Consider the following 15,381-nt stretch of genomic DNA (forward strand, 5'->3'; position numbering starts at 1 on the left):
TTTAGAAATCATATTTTACACCAATTGTAAATCCTCCAAACCTCTTATTTCCGAGGTAGTTTATATACGGAGAAAATTCATATTTAAAAACGAGTCCAATTTTCTTGTAGTTCAATGTAGTGGCTAATCCGTAATTAATTTTTCGTTCAAAAAAGTTCGCTATTTTGCTGTCAAAAATTTTATTGTTTGGAGCGTAAAACTCATACCCAATATATGCGCCAGCTTCTACTCCGTAATTTCCAAACCTTTTTTCTAAACTTGTGAGCAAATTTAGACTCAATTCACCTCTATTGAAACTGCCAGCATCGTTTTTGAAGCGTAAATTCCGAAATTGAACGGAAGCTCCATAGTTGAGATAATAGTTGTTTTTTAACTTTTTTTCTTCCGTGTACGATACTTCAATTACATACGATTTGAAGAATTCGTAATCGTTTGGCTTAAAAAATCCGTTGAGTCCTATCATTAAATCTAAGTTTTCATAGACTTTTTCTGCTTTGGCTTTTTTAGATCGTTTTTTACGTTTCCTTTTGAGTGTTTCAGGTGTTATTAATTCCCAAGGAGTTAATTTTACTCCAGCGGCTTCTAAAAGAAATTCTTCTTCTGTGTTTTCTAAGGTTGTGTTTGAAAATGAAATTGAACTCGAAATTGAAGTTGTGTTTGTATTTTTAGCAGTTTGATACTGATTTTTTTGTGTGGTAGTTTGTGTTCCTGCAGTGTTTGTTCCAGCTTGACTGGCATCTTTATCCGAAATCGAAGTTGAAGTTGAAGTTGAAAGTGAATCTGAAAGTGAACTCGAATTTGAGTCCGTATTTTTATGTTGGTTTGAATTGTTATTGTTTCCAGATTTGAATTGCTCCAAATTTTTATTCGTTACTGAATTGCTATCTATTTCAGAGTTAAAATTGATTGCTTGATAGATTCCAAACGAACATATCAACGCAAATAGCAAAAAGAATACGAGAAATTTTTTCCGTTTTGCACGCTTCATTTTTTGCTGAATAATATTCCAACCATCCGCTGAAGGAACTGCTGTACGATTTGAAAGCTCGCTTTGGGCAAGCGCATCTATGTAATCAAAGTCTTCCATTGGATTGTTTTGTGGTTTGTAATTGGTCTTTTAAAATTGTGCGCGCTCTGAATAAACGTGTTTTGGAGGTTGCTTCTGGTATTTTTAGCAACGCTGCTATTTCTTTGTGTGTGTATCCTTCTATTGCATATAGGTTGAAAACGAGTTTAAATTCCATCGGAAGTTGTTCAATGAGTCGTTGAATTTCCGACGTTTCTTCCATCGGTTTTTGGTAGGTTTTTTGCTTTTGTAGAATTTCCTCACTTTGAGAAGCAATACGGAATTTTTTCTTTCGCAGAAAAGATAAACTTTCGCGCACCATAATTTTACGAACCCAACCTTCAAAGCTTCCTTCTGATTTGTATTTTTTTATATTGAAAAAGACTTTTACAAAACCATTGTTCATAGCTTCTTCTGCAACTGTTTTATCGGAAATAAAGTTTTGACACGCAGCCAACATTTTAGGCGCAAGAGCTTCATAAACTGCTTTTTGCGCTAGTTCATCGCCCTTGACTAAACCTTTTATGTTATGTGTTCCTGCGTGTGTGTTTTCCAAAAACGTTTGGTCTATTTGATTGTTTTGTATTTGAATTGCTCTTAACAACTCGTCGATCTGATTGTAATTGGAATTATGAAAAACTCATCAATTGTCAAATAATACACACGTACATAGATTGTTTGTTCTGGCAACGTGTTTTGATACGAACTTTGCGATAGCGGATTTGTTTCCGTATCGGCGTCTGTTACTGTTTCGTAGAACGCAATGGTGTCATCTGTTGTTAATTCGGCTAAATCTTCGATTTGTAGAATGCAAGGTATGTAATCTTGAAATACAAATTCAGAAATTTCAGATCCAACTACGTCTTCGCATTCCGAAAAGATGAGTTGTGTACAGTAATTTTCTTCTTCACATTCTTGCGTCAGTGTAAATGATTCATTCGAGTTTGTAAACGTCATGATATTGTCTGGTAAGATTTGAGTTTTCCAATCAAAATTCCAATCGTCAGCCGTTATTCCTGGTTCATCAAAAGTAACATTGGTATGCAATTCGTCTTCAATGAAGTATACAATCCAAGTTCCTTCATGCAGTTCTCCGTTGTTGTAAAATTTGAAAGTTCCATCGTCAGCGACATCAAATACTGCATTTTCATACGCATCTACCGTTTGATCGTCGTGACTTACAATCCAAACACATTCTTGTAATAGTTGGCGACAATTCCCTGCAATTTGATCTTGTTGCAAAGCAATACAATCATCAATAGCGATTTTGAGTTCGTCTTTGTTTTGAATTAGAAATTCTTCTCCACTAGCTAGCGTACTTTGTATTGGAAAGCTGATTCCGATGCTGTTTCCCGCTGGAATATTTTCTAGTAATACACTAAATTGCGGATCGCTTGATACGACATGTTGATTTACTACCATGAGACTACTGTCAAATTCTAACATTGTAAATGAATACAAAAATTTGATACAGGTAATTTCGTCTTCATCGTCTGTTTTCGCCACACGCTCAATTAAACCGAATAATTCAGATTCTTGTTCAATTAGGTTTACAAGGTCTACAGTTCCAATTTCTTCATTATCATCTAAATCAGAACATGAAAATGATAAAAATCCTATAAGTGCGAGTAGTGTAGTTTTTAAAAGTTGTTTTTTCATAATATGGTTTTGTTAACGGTTCTATATATATAGACGCGTGCAATTTTGAAAAGGTTCCCGAGAAAGCATAAAAAAGCCTATCTTTTTGTGATAGGCTTTTATAGAGTATGTATTTTATGTATTACTCTATTGTTTTCATTTCCATAGAATCGACTCTGTAATCATCATCAAAACCAATTACATGTTTGTAAACAAAGTATATTGGTAAGTAACTAAATGAAGCTGTAAAAAACACTCCTACTACACATAGTATTCCTCCAACAAGCGATGCCAAAAACCCTGAGACGATCATTAGTGCAAATGTAATTCCCCACTTTTTAGTTCCTATTTTAAAACCAACGCTGATAATATCGCTTGCGCTTAATTCTGGATTGAACGTAAATATTAGTGTAAAGAAGGCAATTGGAATCATTACAAAATATACAGGGAAAAAACATAATAACATTGCAACAATAGAGATTCCGATAGAAGCCATTACTAAAAGTGCCATTTTTCTAAAATATTTTCTTTTCAAATAATAAAAGTAATCATCAGAACCTACTTCATTGAAATCTTTAATTTTACAAATTCTATAAAAACCAGCGGATAATGCCATTGTAAACACTCCTGCTCCAACGATTGCTAAAAGCATCAACCCAAAGATTAATACTAACATTGGTAACGCCATAACTGGTGCCGCTGATTCGCCCATATAACTTGTTGTAAAAGCAAAAGAGCCTATGATTAATAGGATTGGTACTTGAAAAAGGATTATTAATAAAATTCCTAAAACTCCTTCCAATAAGATTTTTATAAAGCCTTGTAGCCAAACTTTCTTGAAAAGTTCAATAGATTCACTAAAGATATCTCCGAAGGATAAATATTTTGCATTTTCAATTTTTTCAATTAATAAATTCTTATTCATGAGTATTTTGGTTAGTTAGTTGAATAACAAAAATAGAAGAATTATTGTAAGTCTTGTAAATTGATTGCAAAAGTTCATCAACTTTTTAGTATAGCATGATTATTTATAAAAAACCACCTTTAAGAATTTCCAAGGATATTTTAAATTAAAAACTTAATTTTCTACTTCTTATTTTCGTTTTCTTTGCTCGCACAAAGAATACTGAATCAAGTTCAGCACAGGCTTCAACAAAAGAAAGTGCGTTTTTCCAGAGGTGTTTTTAGTTTTTTCTCTGAAAAACTAAAACCGCATTCATTTTTCTAAATTTTCTCCAAGGCTTCGAAAATTCTTAACGAAAAATGTCTACTACACTTCGGAAAAAGAATTCGTTACATAATTTTACTGAATTGTAAACTCGCTCAGAAGTTCAATTCCTGTATCTGTGTAGTTGTATTGTGTGAGTGTGTTGGCTCCAATCATTAGTAATTTGTCTCCTAAAGGAATTACATCGTATGCGTTAATGTTTGCATAGTTTTGTAGTAATTGCAAGCTTGATACATCTAATTTGTTGTATACTTTTAAGCCAGAAGCGCCATCGCAAATAAACAATCTATTTCCTTTGATTCCTAAACCATAAGGTTCGTCCATAAAATAGGTTTGTTCTAATTGTGGATTGTAAATGTCTGAAATGTTTATAATTTCCAATCTACTTTCTAGCATTTGCGTTTCGCCGTCCATACAACTTGCGCCAGCACGAAGCGTTACATATGCGTAGTTTCCGTCTACAACGACAGGATCACAAAATTTTAAATGATCAAAATCTGAAATGTATTGTGGCGAACTTGGTTGTGAAATGTCGTAAATAAACATTCCCGATCTAGTTCCGATAAATAATTTGTTATCAGTATGAAAAATAGTTTCTGCTTCCCAAGTAACATACGTTTCATTAACCTTTACAGGCGACGTTAAGTTTTGAATATCAAATACATTTATTTTACTAGCATCAATCGCATATAAATAATCATCAACAATTTTAAATCGCGCTAACGATCCGCCACTTCCAGTAGCAACATCGCCGCCTGAAGAACTTACATTAATGGATTCGTAATCATAATTTATAATTTCTCTGCGTTCTACGACAACATTCCAACCAACAATAATATCGGTAGCATAATCATAGCCTTCCCATTCAAACAATTGAGCGTTTTCAGGATATTCAACATTGTAGTTTTCAATGACATCTTCCACGCGTCCAATTTGCTGAATGTTATTTATATCGGCAATATTAAAAACCACTAAGTCCATTCCGCTATCAGCGTATAAATAATTATTTTTTATAGAAATATCTCTGTTTAATGGAATTTTAAGAAAGTTGATCTTTATTGGTTGCAAAGGATTTCTATTATCAATTACATGCACACCTTTATCTTTATCATTTACAAAAATATACTGCTCATACGCATATATTTTTCCAGATTCTACAATATTTTGTGAAGGTAAAACTGCTACGGAAGATCGTAATTCTGCAACACTCAACGTTATTGGTGTTGCTACATTGTAATACTCATATTGCTGATCGTCAGAGGAACACGATATAAAAAGACATCCGACTAAAAATAAAAATACATAGGTAAGTTTCATGATTCTGGTTGTTTTTGATTGATCTACTTTGTAGATACAAATTTACTAAAATGGTTGCGTTATTTGGAAACTTTTTTATTTAACATGTCATTATGTCACTTGTTTTGAAATAATCCTATCTTTGCATCTTAAATATTGACCAAAAATTTACGCAGAAGATTACACAATGATAGAAAAGATTATAGACGAAGACAAACAAGGAGCATCTATTGTTTTAGCTGAAAATCCAAAGAATACCCGAAAGCTATACATTGAAAGTTATGGTTGTCAAATGAATTTTGCCGATAGCGAAGTAGTTGCTTCTATTTTGGCGAAAGAAGGATTTAATACCACAAATCGTTTGGAAGAAGCTGATTTGGTGTTAGTAAATACGTGTTCTATTAGAGATAAAGCAGAACAAACCGTTCGGAAACGTCTGGAAAAATACAATGCCGTTAAACGAATAAATCCGAAAATGAAAGTTGGCGTTTTGGGTTGTATGGCAGAACGCTTAAAGAGTAAATTTTTAGAAGAAGAAAAAATTGTAGATATGGTCGTTGGACCAGATGCATATAAAGATTTACCAAATTTACTCCAAGAAATTGACGCAGGACGAGACGCCATTAATGTAGTATTATCTAAAGATGAAACGTACGGTGATATTTCGCCAGTTCGCTTAAACAGCAATGGAATTAACGCCTTAGTTTCTATTACCAGAGGTTGCGATAATATGTGTACATTTTGTGTAGTTCCGTTTACACGTGGACGCGAACGTAGTCGTGATCCGCAATCAATTTTAGAGGAAATTGAAGAATTATCAGCTAAAAACTTTAAAGAAATTACGCTTTTAGGTCAAAATGTAGATAGTTATTTATGGTACGGCGGCGGCTTGAAGAAAGATTTTGTAAAAGCTTCTGAAATGCAAAAAGCAACTGCGGTAGATTTTTCTAAATTGTTGGATTTGGTTGCGATCAAATTTCCAAAATTAAGAATCCGTTTTTCTACATCGAATCCGCAAGATATGCACGAAGATGTGTTTCATATTATGGCAAAACATAGAAACATTTGCAAACATATTCACTTGCCAGTACAAAGCGGAAGTGATCGTATTTTAAAAGAAATGAATCGTTTGCATACGCGCGAAGAATATTTTACGTTGATAGATAAAATTCGTCAAATATTACCAGGTTGTGGAATTTCGCAAGATTTAATTGCTGGTTTTCCAACAGAAACAGAACAAGATCATCAAGATACACTTTCATTGATGGACTATGTAAAATATGATTTCGGATATATGTTTACCTATTCAGAACGTCCAGGAACGATGGCGGAACGAAAAATGGAAGATGATATTCCAGAAGCAACAAAAAAGCGAAGACTTGCAGAAATTATTGAACTGCAACGCTCGCATAGCGCTTATAGAACCAAATTACATCTACACACGATACAAGAAGTTTTGATTGAAGGAACTTCAAAAAAATCGGACGGACATTGGATGGGAAGAAGTTCTCGAAATACGGTGGTGGTTTTTCCTAAAGAAAACTATCAACCAGGTGATTTTGTAAATGTAAAAATACACGATTGTACATCAGCAACCTTAATTGGTGAGCCAGTTGCACTTTCAGAAAATAACTAATATTATTTGTTTTCATCAACAATCAAAATAAAAACAGAACCAATGAAAAAAACTTTTTTAATCACTTCGGTACTTTTAGCATTTCTTTGCTTTTCATGTGACGACGAACCTTTAGATGCTGATATAGCAATTGATATTCCGACTCAAGGCACACCAACCGATCCGACAGATCCAACTGACCCGACGGATCCTACTGACCCGACAGACCCAACAACAACACTTACAGCTTATACGTACGATGTTACTACAAATGCGCCTCTTTTCGGCGAAATTATTATCGATACTGATTTCAATATTCAAAATGGTATTGTAGTAAGTCAAAATACGGAACTTACTATATTTGGATTTACTGAAAACTCATTAAGTACGTACACACGAAATACAAGTGGAAACATTACGTTAATTCAAGACAATGCTGGCGGAGGTGGTCAAAACACAACTACGATAACGTATGACGGAACTAATATTTCGCAAATTGATTATGATTTTTCTGCAGATGACGTCGATGATTATACTCATAATTTTACATACAGCGGAAATACGATTTCTAAAACCACAGTAGGATCAACCGATACAGCAACCTTTACATTCGATCCTTCAACTAGCAGATTGGTAAGTATTGAATATTTTGACAATGGTACTTCTATTCAAACAGAAACACTTAGCTATTCAAGTACAGGAAACTGCACACAATCTGTAGTTACTACAGGCGGAACTCCAAGAACTTCAACATTTAACTTTGACACCAATACAAATCCATTAAAAACGGTTTTCCAAGATGCATATATGTTATCTATTTTAAATGGAGATCATGAAGATGAAATTGCAAGCACAATTGCTAATTTTCATGGAGCAAACAATTGGATCGGTGGCGAATCTACAGATGGTACATTTGATTTCAGCGCAATGTACGATACTAGTAATAAAATAGTAAGTAAAAGTGGAAACTATGACTTAGGTGATGGCGTAACTGTTTTACAATCGGAAACGTTTCAATATTAATTGAAAAAAGTAATTACCGTATTCTAATGAAAAAAACAGTTCTATTCACCACAATTATACTTTCGTTGATTTGCTTTTCATGCGATAACGAACCGTATGAAGGTGAAATTTTCATAGCAGATCCATCTACAGGAAATCCGACAGATCCCGGAAACGGAGATCCGACAGATCCTGTTGACCCGACAGATCCTACAAATCCAGGAACTACGTTGCAATTGGCAGACTATGATTATATGAAGAGTTTTTCTTCTCCACTTGGTGGCGAGACTTCATTTACTGCCGATTTTGTAATTAATTCTCAAAATCAATTTACAGCACAAAATACAAGTATCACTTTTTTAGGAACTACCGTAAATGGTGTTGGTGCTGTTATTAGAGATCAAAATAGTGACGTTATTGAACTCAGAACAACCGTAGATAATATATTAGTCAATAGAACAACAGTGACGTATAACTTAGGGAAAGTAGTTGAAATTGCTTTTGAAGATTTACAAGATCCTGTGGACAGTTTTACATTCTCTTTCATACATAACAACAACGAAATTACACGTACTAAAGAAGGCACTAATTTCACTACTAAATTTACATTTGATGCCACCACGAGTAAACTCCTCAAAAGAGAAACTATAGAAAACGGAACTATTAACAAAACAGAAATAATTTCGTACGATGCTGCTGGAAACTTAACTTCTGCTGTAATTACTGGGCAAGATGCAAATACATATACGTACACGTATGACAGCAACACAAATCCGTTGCGCAATACATTAAATGATTTGTATCTGTTTTCTATTTTGAATGACGAATATGATGACCAATACGAACATTGGCAAGCTGTGATATACAGTACAAATAATATGACGGTTACAACTACGTCACAAGGAAGTTCAAACTTAGACGTACAATATGATGCAAGTAGTAGAATAACGAGCAGAAGCGGAACTATTTTCACGTCAGTTCCAACTATTTCTAGCGATGCAACCATTACAATTAACGAAACGTTTCAATACGTAAACTAAACACATAACAACAAACATGGAATCCATTCAAGCGATCAAACAACGTTTTGGAATCATTGGTAATGATCCTGCGCTCAATCGTGCTATTGAAAAAGCCATACAAGTATCGCCAACGGATATTTCTGTGCTAGTAACAGGCGAAAGTGGTGTTGGAAAAGAAAGTATTCCGAAAATAATTCACTCGCTTTCACACAGAAAACATGGAAAATACATTGCAGTAAACTGTGGCGCTATTCCTGAAGGAACTATTGACAGTGAATTATTTGGACACGAAAAAGGTTCTTTTACAGGCGCAACACAAACTCGAAACGGCTATTTTGAAGTTGCCGATAATGGAACTATTTTTTTAGATGAAGTTGGAGAATTGCCACTTACCACACAAGTACGTTTATTGCGTGTGTTGGAAAATGGCGAATTTATCAAAGTAGGTTCTTCCAAAGTGCAAAAAACAAACGTTCGAATTGTAGCAGCCACAAACGTAAACATGTTTGAAGCTATCAAAAAAGGAAAGTTTAGAGAAGATTTATACTATCGTTTAAGTACGGTTGAAATTTTGCTTCCGCCATTGCGCGCACGTAAAGAAGACATTCATTTACTTTTTAGAAAGTTTGCGTCTGACTTTGCTCTAAAATACAAAATGCCTTCCATTCGGTTGGATGAGCGTGCTGCTGAATTATTGATAAAATACCGTTGGAACGGAAACATTCGTCAATTGAGAAACGTAGCAGAACAAATTTCTGTATTGGAAGAAACAAGAGCGATTACACCAGAAACATTATTACAATATTTACCAAACACCTCTGGAAATTTACCTGCTGTAATCGAAAAGTCAAAAAGTGATAGCGACTTTAGTTCGGAACGTGAAATATTGTACAAAGTGCTTTTTGATATGAAAAGTGATTTGAATGATTTAAAAAAATTGACGATGGAACTCATGCAAAATGGTGTTTCAGAAAAAGTCAAAGATGAAAACGAAAGTTTAATTCAGAAAATTTATGGAGACGAAACTGATGAAGTTTTTCAGGAAGAAGAAGACGATTCGCCCGTAAAACTATTGCCAGTTTCTCAACAAAATGCTGTCGCAGAAGAAACAGATAAATATCACTTTGCAGAAGATGTGGAAGAAGAAGAAACGCTTTCCTTGCATGATAAAGAATTAGAATTGATCAAAAAATCGTTAGAACGCAACAAAGGAAAACGAAAAGCAGCAGCAAAAGAACTTGGAATTTCTGAGCGTACACTTTATAGAAAAATCAAACAATTTGATTTATAATTATATGAAAAAGATAAAAATTATAATTGCTACGCTTGTTGTAGCAATCACTTTAGTAAGTTGTGGCGTATACAACTTTACAGGAACAGGAGATTTGAATGCGAAAACATATCAAGTAAACTATTTCCAAAATAATGCGCCAATTATTGAACCTGGATTGGATAGAGATTTTACACTTGCTTTGCAGGATTTAATCCTAAACCAAACAAGTTTAGACTTAGTTAGAGCCAACGGAGATTTACTATATGAAGGCGAAATTGTAGAATACCGTGTATCGCCAATGAGTGCAACTGCAAACAATACAGCGTCGCAAAACCGTTTAACAATTGGTGTTCAAGTTCGTTTTACACATAAAAACAGACCTGAAGACGACTTTGATCAACGTTTCTCATTTTTCTATGATTATCCTGCATCTACACAATTAATAAGTGTACAAAGCACGGCATTTCAAGAAATATTTGACCGTATTACACAAGATATTTTCAACGCAAGTTTAGCAAAATGGTAATGATTTCAAGATGAATATTTCTGATTTTACATACATATTACAAAATCCAACGCAAATCAATGTTTCGCAAACCGAAGCAATTGAAGCAATTACGAAAGAGTTTCCGTACTTTCAGGCGGCGCGTGTTGTACACTTAAAAGGATTAAAAAATCAGGATAGTTTCAAATACAATCAAAACTTAAAAGTTGCTGCGGCGTATACAACAGATCGTAGTATTTTGTTTGATTTTATTACTTCGAGAACCTTTGATCAGCATAAAATTTCAAGTACAATCAAAGAATCGCACAACAATACCAATGAAATTGAAGTTGCTATTGAAGAAGTAAAAATAGATCAAAATCTATTAATGGAAGACGCAATTAAAACCAAGATTGAAGAAGCAAACGCCATTCTCGATCCTGATTTGTTTCAACCAAAAGTAACCGAAACATTGATTCCTATTGCGGCTGTTGCTGAAATTAAGAAAGACAAGAAGAAAAAAGGTAAGAAGAAAGACAAGAAAAAGAAAAAATCAAAAGATAAAAAAGTAGTTGCTAAAAAAATTGAAATTGAAACAATAGAAACTCCCGAAGAAACTTTACAACTTGGAAAACCATTAGCATTTGAGCAAAGTGAAAAGCATTCGTTTTCGCAATGGCTGCAATTGGCAAGTCTAAAACCTATTGACCGATCTGTTGACCAATCTCCTGAAAAGGAAGTCGTAAAAGAGCCGGAAATAGTAGCAAAAGAACCCAAAAGGAAAGCTTCAAAGGAGGAAAAAAGAAAAAGATTTGATCTTATAAGCAAATTCATAGACAAAAATCCGAAGATAAAACCGAAGCCAACACTTCAAAAAACGATCAACTTGGCAAGTGAGACAAACGTAGACCAGTCAATGCTTATGACGGAAACTTTGGCAAAAGTTTACTTGGAACAAAAGAAATATAAAAAAGCAATGAAAGCTTATGATATTTTAATTTTGAAATATCCAGAAAAAAGTGGTTTCTTTGCAGACCGAATTCGGGCAATAAAAAAATTACAACAAAAAAATTAGTACAAAATGAGTTCAACGTATTACATTTTCATAATCTTAATCCTTATCGTAGCATTTTTATTAATGTTAGTAATAATGGTACAAAATCCAAAAGGTGGCGGATTATCCTCTTCTTTTGGTGGTGGCGGAACCCAACAAATTGGTGGTGTTCAAAAAACAACTGACTTTTTAGATAAAAGTACGTGGGCTTTAGCTACTATTTTAATTGGTTTAATCTTAGTTACGAATTTTACAAACTTAAGTAACTCTAGTAGCCAATCTAAAGTTTCAGGTGACGCTATTGAGCAAACAACGCCTCCAGTAGATACGAATACAAATACAACAGATGAAAAAACTACTAACGGACAGTAAAAATTTCATCGTAAACATATAAAAAATGCCAGCTTATGACAAGCTGGCATTTTTTATTTCAATTTGTCAGCATTACTACAATGGCACAATTTCTGACTACATGTTAGTCGTAAATAATAACATAATTAATCAAATTAAATATTCAACAAAATGAGCAAAGTTAACATCAGACCACTCGCGGATAGAGTCTTGATTGCGCCATTACCAGCAGCTACAAAAACTGCTTCAGGGCTTTACATTCCAGATTCAGCGCAAGAAAAGCAACAACGAGGAACAGTAGTTGCGGTTGGATCAGGTAAAAAAGACGAACCTTTAACAGTAAAAGTTGGTGACACGGTTCTTTATGGAAAGTTTTCTGGATCTGAAATCAAGTATGAAGGAGTTGATTATATCATCATGAGAGAAGAAGACATTTTAGCAATTGTTTAATTACTCATTATAGTAAATTAAATAGTAAAATAATTCTAGTCAAAGGCAAATAGCTGAAGGCTAACAACTAAAAAAATATGGCAAAAAATATAAAATTTAATATTGAAGCTCGCGAAGGATTAAAACGCGGAGTGGACGCATTAGCAAACGCAGTAAAAGTAACTTTAGGACCAAAAGGAAGAAACGTAATTATTAGCAAATCATTTGGTGCGCCTTCTGTAACAAAAGATGGTGTAACTGTTGCAAAAGAAATTGAGTTAGCAGATCCTTTAGAGAATATGGGAGCGCAAATGGTAAAAGAAGTTGCTTCTAGAACCAATGATTTAGCAGGAGACGGAACCACAACTGCAACCGTATTAGCACAAGCAATTGTAAAAGAAGGCTTGAAAAATGTTGCTGCTGGTGCAAACCCGATGGACTTAAAAAGAGGAATTGACAAAGCAGTTGCTGCCATTGTTGAAGACTTAAATAAACAAGCAAAAAAAGTTGGCGATTCTTCAGAAAAAATAAAGCAAATTGCAGCTATCTCAGCAAACAATGATGAAGAAATTGGAGACTTGATTGCTAGAGCTTTTAAAGAAGTTGGAAAAGAAGGCGTCATTACTGTGGAAGAAGCAAAAGGAACTAAAACTGACATGAAAACAGTAGAAGGAATGCAGTTTGACAGAGGATTTTTATCTCCATATTTTGTGACGAATTCTGAAAAGATGGAAGTTGAATTGGAAAGTCCTTATATCTTATTATTTGATAAGAAAATTTCTTCAATGAAAGATTTAATGGCAGTATTGGAGCCTGTGGCGCAAACTGGAAAACCATTATTAATTATTGCTGAAGATGTTGACGGAGAAGCATTGGCTACGTTAGTTGTAAACAAACTTAGAGGTGCATTAAAAATTGCAGCGGTAAAAGCACCAGGTTTTGGTGACCGTAGAAAAGCAATGTTAGAAGATATTGCCATCTTAACTGGCGGAACTGTAATCTCTGAGGAAAGAGGTTTTACCTTAGAGAATGCTACTATTGACATGCTAGGAACTGCTGAGAAAATTACCATTAATAAAGACAACACTACAGTTGTAAATGGTTTTGGAGATGCTGATATGATTAAAACACGTGTTGGACAGATTAAAGCACAAATAGAATCTACAACATCTGATTACGATAAAGAAAAACTGCAAGAACGTTTGGCTAAATTAGCTGGTGGTGTTGCTGTTTTATATGTTGGAGCTGCTTCTGAAGTAGAAATGAAAGAGAAAAAAGACAGGGTTGATGATGCATTGCATGCAACACGCGCTGCTGTAGAAGAAGGAATCGTTGCCGGTGGTGGCGTTGCCTTGGTTCGTGCAAAAGGTGTGTTGGATAAAATTACAACGGACAACTTAGACGAAGTAACAGGAATCAAAATTATTGCCCGTGCTATTGAAGAACCGTTACGTACTATTGTTTCTAACGCTGGTGGCGAAGGAAGCGTTGTGGTTTCTAAAGTAATGGAAGGAAAAAAAGATTTCGGATACAATGCAAAAACGGAAGAATACGTTGATATGTTGAAAGCTGGAATTATTGATCCTAAAAAAGTAACACGTATTGCATTAGAAAATGCAGCTTCTGTGGCAGGAATGATCTTGACAACAGAATGTGCATTGGTAGATATTAAAGAAGATGCGCCTGCTGGCGGAATGCCACCAATGGGCGGCGGAATGCCAGGAATGATGTAGTATTGAAGTTGAAGTTGAGGTTGAGGTTGAGGTTGAAAATGAAGTTGAAAAGCTGAAGTTTGAAACTGAGCCTGAGACTGAATATATATTAAAAAAGGCTGTCTAAAAAGTGTTAGAAAGCGTCATTCTGAACTTGATTCGGTTTGACGAAAATTCGACTTTTTAGACAGTCTTTTTTTATCTGATAAATTAAGTGTATTTCACATTCTAAAACTGCCTTAGAAAACTAGAAACGGTTTCACCTGTGTTTTTCTGAAATGCTTTTGAAAAGGATTCTGTAGTACCAAAACCCGATTCTTTCGCCATCGCTTTTACGGTATATTTTCTGTAATTCGTATTGTTTTCTAATTCTTGAAGACTATGTTGAATTCGCAAATCATTGATGTAATTTCGAAACGATTTTAACTTATACGTATTAATCACTTTTGATAAATATTTCGTGTTCGTTTTTAGTTGCTTCGCAAATTGGTGCAATGTAATTTTTGTGATTAAAAAACCTCTTTCTTTTTCAAATGCTTGAAGATTTTGCAGAATGGAAGCCACAATAGTTTCATCAATTTCTATGTATGTTTCGTTACTTTTTTTATCATCATTACTTTTATCTTGGTTATTTTTTTCAAGCAATTCAATAATTTTTTTAAGATGATTGTATCCTTTCGTTTTTCGAGCGCATAACAACCCGAAAATGAGTACTAATAACAATACAATTCCTATTGATAAATAATATCTAGTTTCAAGTGCTTGTTGTGTTTGCAAAAGCTGTTCTAGTTGTTTGTCTTGTGTTTGGTAAGCGAAACTATCAACGGTTTGTTCAAAATTTTGCTCTTTCTGTTCATTAGCATGTACAGTTGTATTACACATAAAACATGCAAATAGTATGAATGTACAATATTGAATACGTATATTTTTTAATGATTTCATATCATGTTTTTTTATCATTCCCGCGTACTTCGTTATACTCAGTAACCAATGGGAATCTTTACTCCCAACAAAAGAATATCGAATATCGATTAGCGAATGTTGATGTAAGAAGTTTTTGAATTCTGCTTCACGACTAACTCCCAATAAGATTAACGATTAACGAATGTTGATTTTTGATTTGAGAAGTTTTTTGAATTCTGCTTCATGACTAACACCCAAAATCCAATATCGAATATCGATTAACGAATGTTGATTTAAGAAGTTTTAAA

At 34.1% G+C, this 15,381-nt stretch carries 15 protein-coding genes; 9 read left to right on the forward strand and 6 right to left on the reverse strand.

Annotated features, from left to right (window positions below):
- Position 1: 1 nt before the first annotated feature.
- The 5 genes from IMCC3317_RS11345 to IMCC3317_RS11365 all read right to left on the reverse strand — a co-directional run bounded on the left by IMCC3317_RS11345 (position 2) and on the right by IMCC3317_RS11365 (position 5,249).
- The gene (locus IMCC3317_RS11345) at positions 2 to 1,087 is read right to left on the reverse strand and encodes a hypothetical protein (RefSeq protein WP_160129620.1); all 1,086 of its coding nucleotides are present in this window, start codon (positions 1,085 to 1,087) and stop codon (positions 2 to 4) included.
- Complete coding sequence (locus IMCC3317_RS11350; protein ID WP_228055043.1) at positions 1,074 to 1,622, reverse strand: RNA polymerase sigma factor; 549 nt, start codon at positions 1,620 to 1,622, stop codon at positions 1,074 to 1,076. The genes IMCC3317_RS11345 and IMCC3317_RS11350 overlap by 14 nt, the downstream gene beginning before the upstream one ends.
- 41 nt (positions 1,623 to 1,663) lie before the next feature.
- Complete coding sequence (locus IMCC3317_RS11355; protein WP_160129622.1) at positions 1,664 to 2,725, reverse strand: hypothetical protein; 1,062 nt, start codon at positions 2,723 to 2,725, stop codon at positions 1,664 to 1,666.
- A gap of 121 nt (positions 2,726 to 2,846) precedes the next feature.
- Entirely contained in the window at positions 2,847 to 3,629 is a 783-nt protein-coding gene (locus tag IMCC3317_RS11360) for a hypothetical protein (RefSeq protein WP_160129623.1), read from the reverse strand.
- Positions 3,630 to 4,007: 378 nt separating this feature from the next.
- Entirely contained in the window at positions 4,008 to 5,249 is a 1,242-nt protein-coding gene (locus IMCC3317_RS11365; protein ID WP_160129624.1) for an LVIVD repeat-containing protein, read from the reverse strand.
- A gap of 169 nt (positions 5,250 to 5,418) precedes the next feature.
- Here IMCC3317_RS11365 and miaB point away from each other — a divergent pair, with 169 nt between their 5' ends.
- The 9 genes from miaB (at position 5,419) to groL (ending at position 14,191) form a co-directional block, all read left to right on the forward strand.
- Complete coding sequence (gene miaB / locus IMCC3317_RS11370) at positions 5,419 to 6,864, forward strand: tRNA (N6-isopentenyl adenosine(37)-C2)-methylthiotransferase MiaB (protein ID WP_160131908.1); 1,446 nt, start codon at positions 5,419 to 5,421, stop codon at positions 6,862 to 6,864.
- A gap of 42 nt (positions 6,865 to 6,906) precedes the next feature.
- Positions 6,907 to 7,866, forward strand: a complete 960-nt coding sequence (locus IMCC3317_RS11375; protein ID WP_160129625.1) for a hypothetical protein — start codon at positions 6,907 to 6,909, stop codon at positions 7,864 to 7,866.
- 26 nt (positions 7,867 to 7,892) lie between these two features.
- Entirely contained in the window at positions 7,893 to 8,885 is a 993-nt protein-coding gene (locus tag IMCC3317_RS11380) for a hypothetical protein (protein ID WP_160129626.1), read from the forward strand.
- A 16-nt stretch (positions 8,886 to 8,901) separates the two neighbouring features.
- On the forward strand, positions 8,902 to 10,158 hold the full coding sequence (locus tag IMCC3317_RS11385) for a sigma 54-interacting transcriptional regulator (protein ID WP_160129627.1): 1,257 nt from the start codon (positions 8,902 to 8,904) through the stop codon (positions 10,156 to 10,158).
- 4 nt (positions 10,159 to 10,162) lie between these two features.
- On the forward strand, positions 10,163 to 10,666 hold the full coding sequence (gene lptE / locus IMCC3317_RS11390) for an LptE family protein (RefSeq protein WP_174805952.1): 504 nt from the start codon (positions 10,163 to 10,165) through the stop codon (positions 10,664 to 10,666).
- A gap of 10 nt (positions 10,667 to 10,676) precedes the next feature.
- The gene (locus IMCC3317_RS11395; RefSeq protein ID WP_160129628.1) at positions 10,677 to 11,699 is read left to right on the forward strand and encodes a hypothetical protein; all 1,023 of its coding nucleotides are present in this window, start codon (positions 10,677 to 10,679) and stop codon (positions 11,697 to 11,699) included.
- Between the two features lie 6 nt (positions 11,700 to 11,705).
- Positions 11,706 to 12,050: a preprotein translocase subunit SecG gene (gene secG / locus IMCC3317_RS11400; RefSeq protein WP_160129629.1), complete on the forward strand. Its 345-nt coding sequence runs from the start codon at positions 11,706 to 11,708 to the stop codon at positions 12,048 to 12,050.
- A gap of 150 nt (positions 12,051 to 12,200) precedes the next feature.
- Positions 12,201 to 12,479 (forward strand): co-chaperone GroES, encoded by a 279-nt coding sequence (locus IMCC3317_RS11405; protein ID WP_160129630.1) that lies wholly within the window; start codon positions 12,201 to 12,203, stop codon positions 12,477 to 12,479.
- A 77-nt stretch (positions 12,480 to 12,556) separates the two neighbouring features.
- Entirely contained in the window at positions 12,557 to 14,191 is a 1,635-nt protein-coding gene (groL, locus tag IMCC3317_RS11410) for a chaperonin GroEL (RefSeq protein WP_160129631.1), read from the forward strand.
- 207 nt (positions 14,192 to 14,398) lie between these two features.
- Here the strand turns inward: groL and IMCC3317_RS11415 are convergent, their stop codons facing one another.
- Positions 14,399 to 15,112 carry a helix-turn-helix domain-containing protein gene (locus IMCC3317_RS11415; protein WP_160129632.1) on the reverse strand — a complete coding sequence of 238 codons (714 nt, stop codon included), beginning with the start codon at positions 15,110 to 15,112 and terminating at the stop codon, positions 14,399 to 14,401.
- Positions 15,113 to 15,381 lie beyond the last annotated feature (269 nt).

The sequence above is a fragment of the Kordia antarctica genome (genome assembly GCF_009901525.1).
Lineage (GTDB): Bacteria > Bacteroidota > Bacteroidia > Flavobacteriales > Flavobacteriaceae > Kordia > Kordia antarctica.

What these genes read in the sequence shown, in the direction of transcription:
- groL (WP_160129631.1), top strand. Translation starts at nt 12,557, where the DNA reads ATGGCAAAAAATATAAAATTTAATATTGAAGCTCGCGAAGGATTAAAA.
- IMCC3317_RS11395 (WP_160129628.1), top strand. Translation starts at nt 10,677, where the DNA reads ATGAATATTTCTGATTTTACATACATATTACAAAATCCAACGCAAATC.
- IMCC3317_RS11385 (WP_160129627.1), top strand. Translation starts at nt 8,902, where the DNA reads ATGGAATCCATTCAAGCGATCAAACAACGTTTTGGAATCATTGGTAAT.
- IMCC3317_RS11375 (WP_160129625.1), top strand. Translation starts at nt 6,907, where the DNA reads ATGAAAAAAACTTTTTTAATCACTTCGGTACTTTTAGCATTTCTTTGC.
- lptE (WP_174805952.1), top strand. Translation starts at nt 10,163, where the DNA reads ATGAAAAAGATAAAAATTATAATTGCTACGCTTGTTGTAGCAATCACT.
- IMCC3317_RS11345 (WP_160129620.1), bottom strand. Translation starts at nt 1,087, where the DNA reads ATGGAAGACTTTGATTACATAGATGCGCTTGCCCAAAGCGAGCTTTCA.
- IMCC3317_RS11365 (WP_160129624.1), bottom strand. Translation starts at nt 5,249, where the DNA reads ATGAAACTTACCTATGTATTTTTATTTTTAGTCGGATGTCTTTTTATA.
- IMCC3317_RS11355 (WP_160129622.1), bottom strand. Translation starts at nt 2,725, where the DNA reads ATGAAAAAACAACTTTTAAAAACTACACTACTCGCACTTATAGGATTT.
- IMCC3317_RS11380 (WP_160129626.1), top strand. Translation starts at nt 7,893, where the DNA reads ATGAAAAAAACAGTTCTATTCACCACAATTATACTTTCGTTGATTTGC.
- secG (WP_160129629.1), top strand. Translation starts at nt 11,706, where the DNA reads ATGAGTTCAACGTATTACATTTTCATAATCTTAATCCTTATCGTAGCA.
- IMCC3317_RS11360 (WP_160129623.1), bottom strand. Translation starts at nt 3,629, where the DNA reads ATGAATAAGAATTTATTAATTGAAAAAATTGAAAATGCAAAATATTTA.
- IMCC3317_RS11405 (WP_160129630.1), top strand. Translation starts at nt 12,201, where the DNA reads ATGAGCAAAGTTAACATCAGACCACTCGCGGATAGAGTCTTGATTGCG.
- IMCC3317_RS11415 (WP_160129632.1), bottom strand. Translation starts at nt 15,112, where the DNA reads ATGAAATCATTAAAAAATATACGTATTCAATATTGTACATTCATACTA.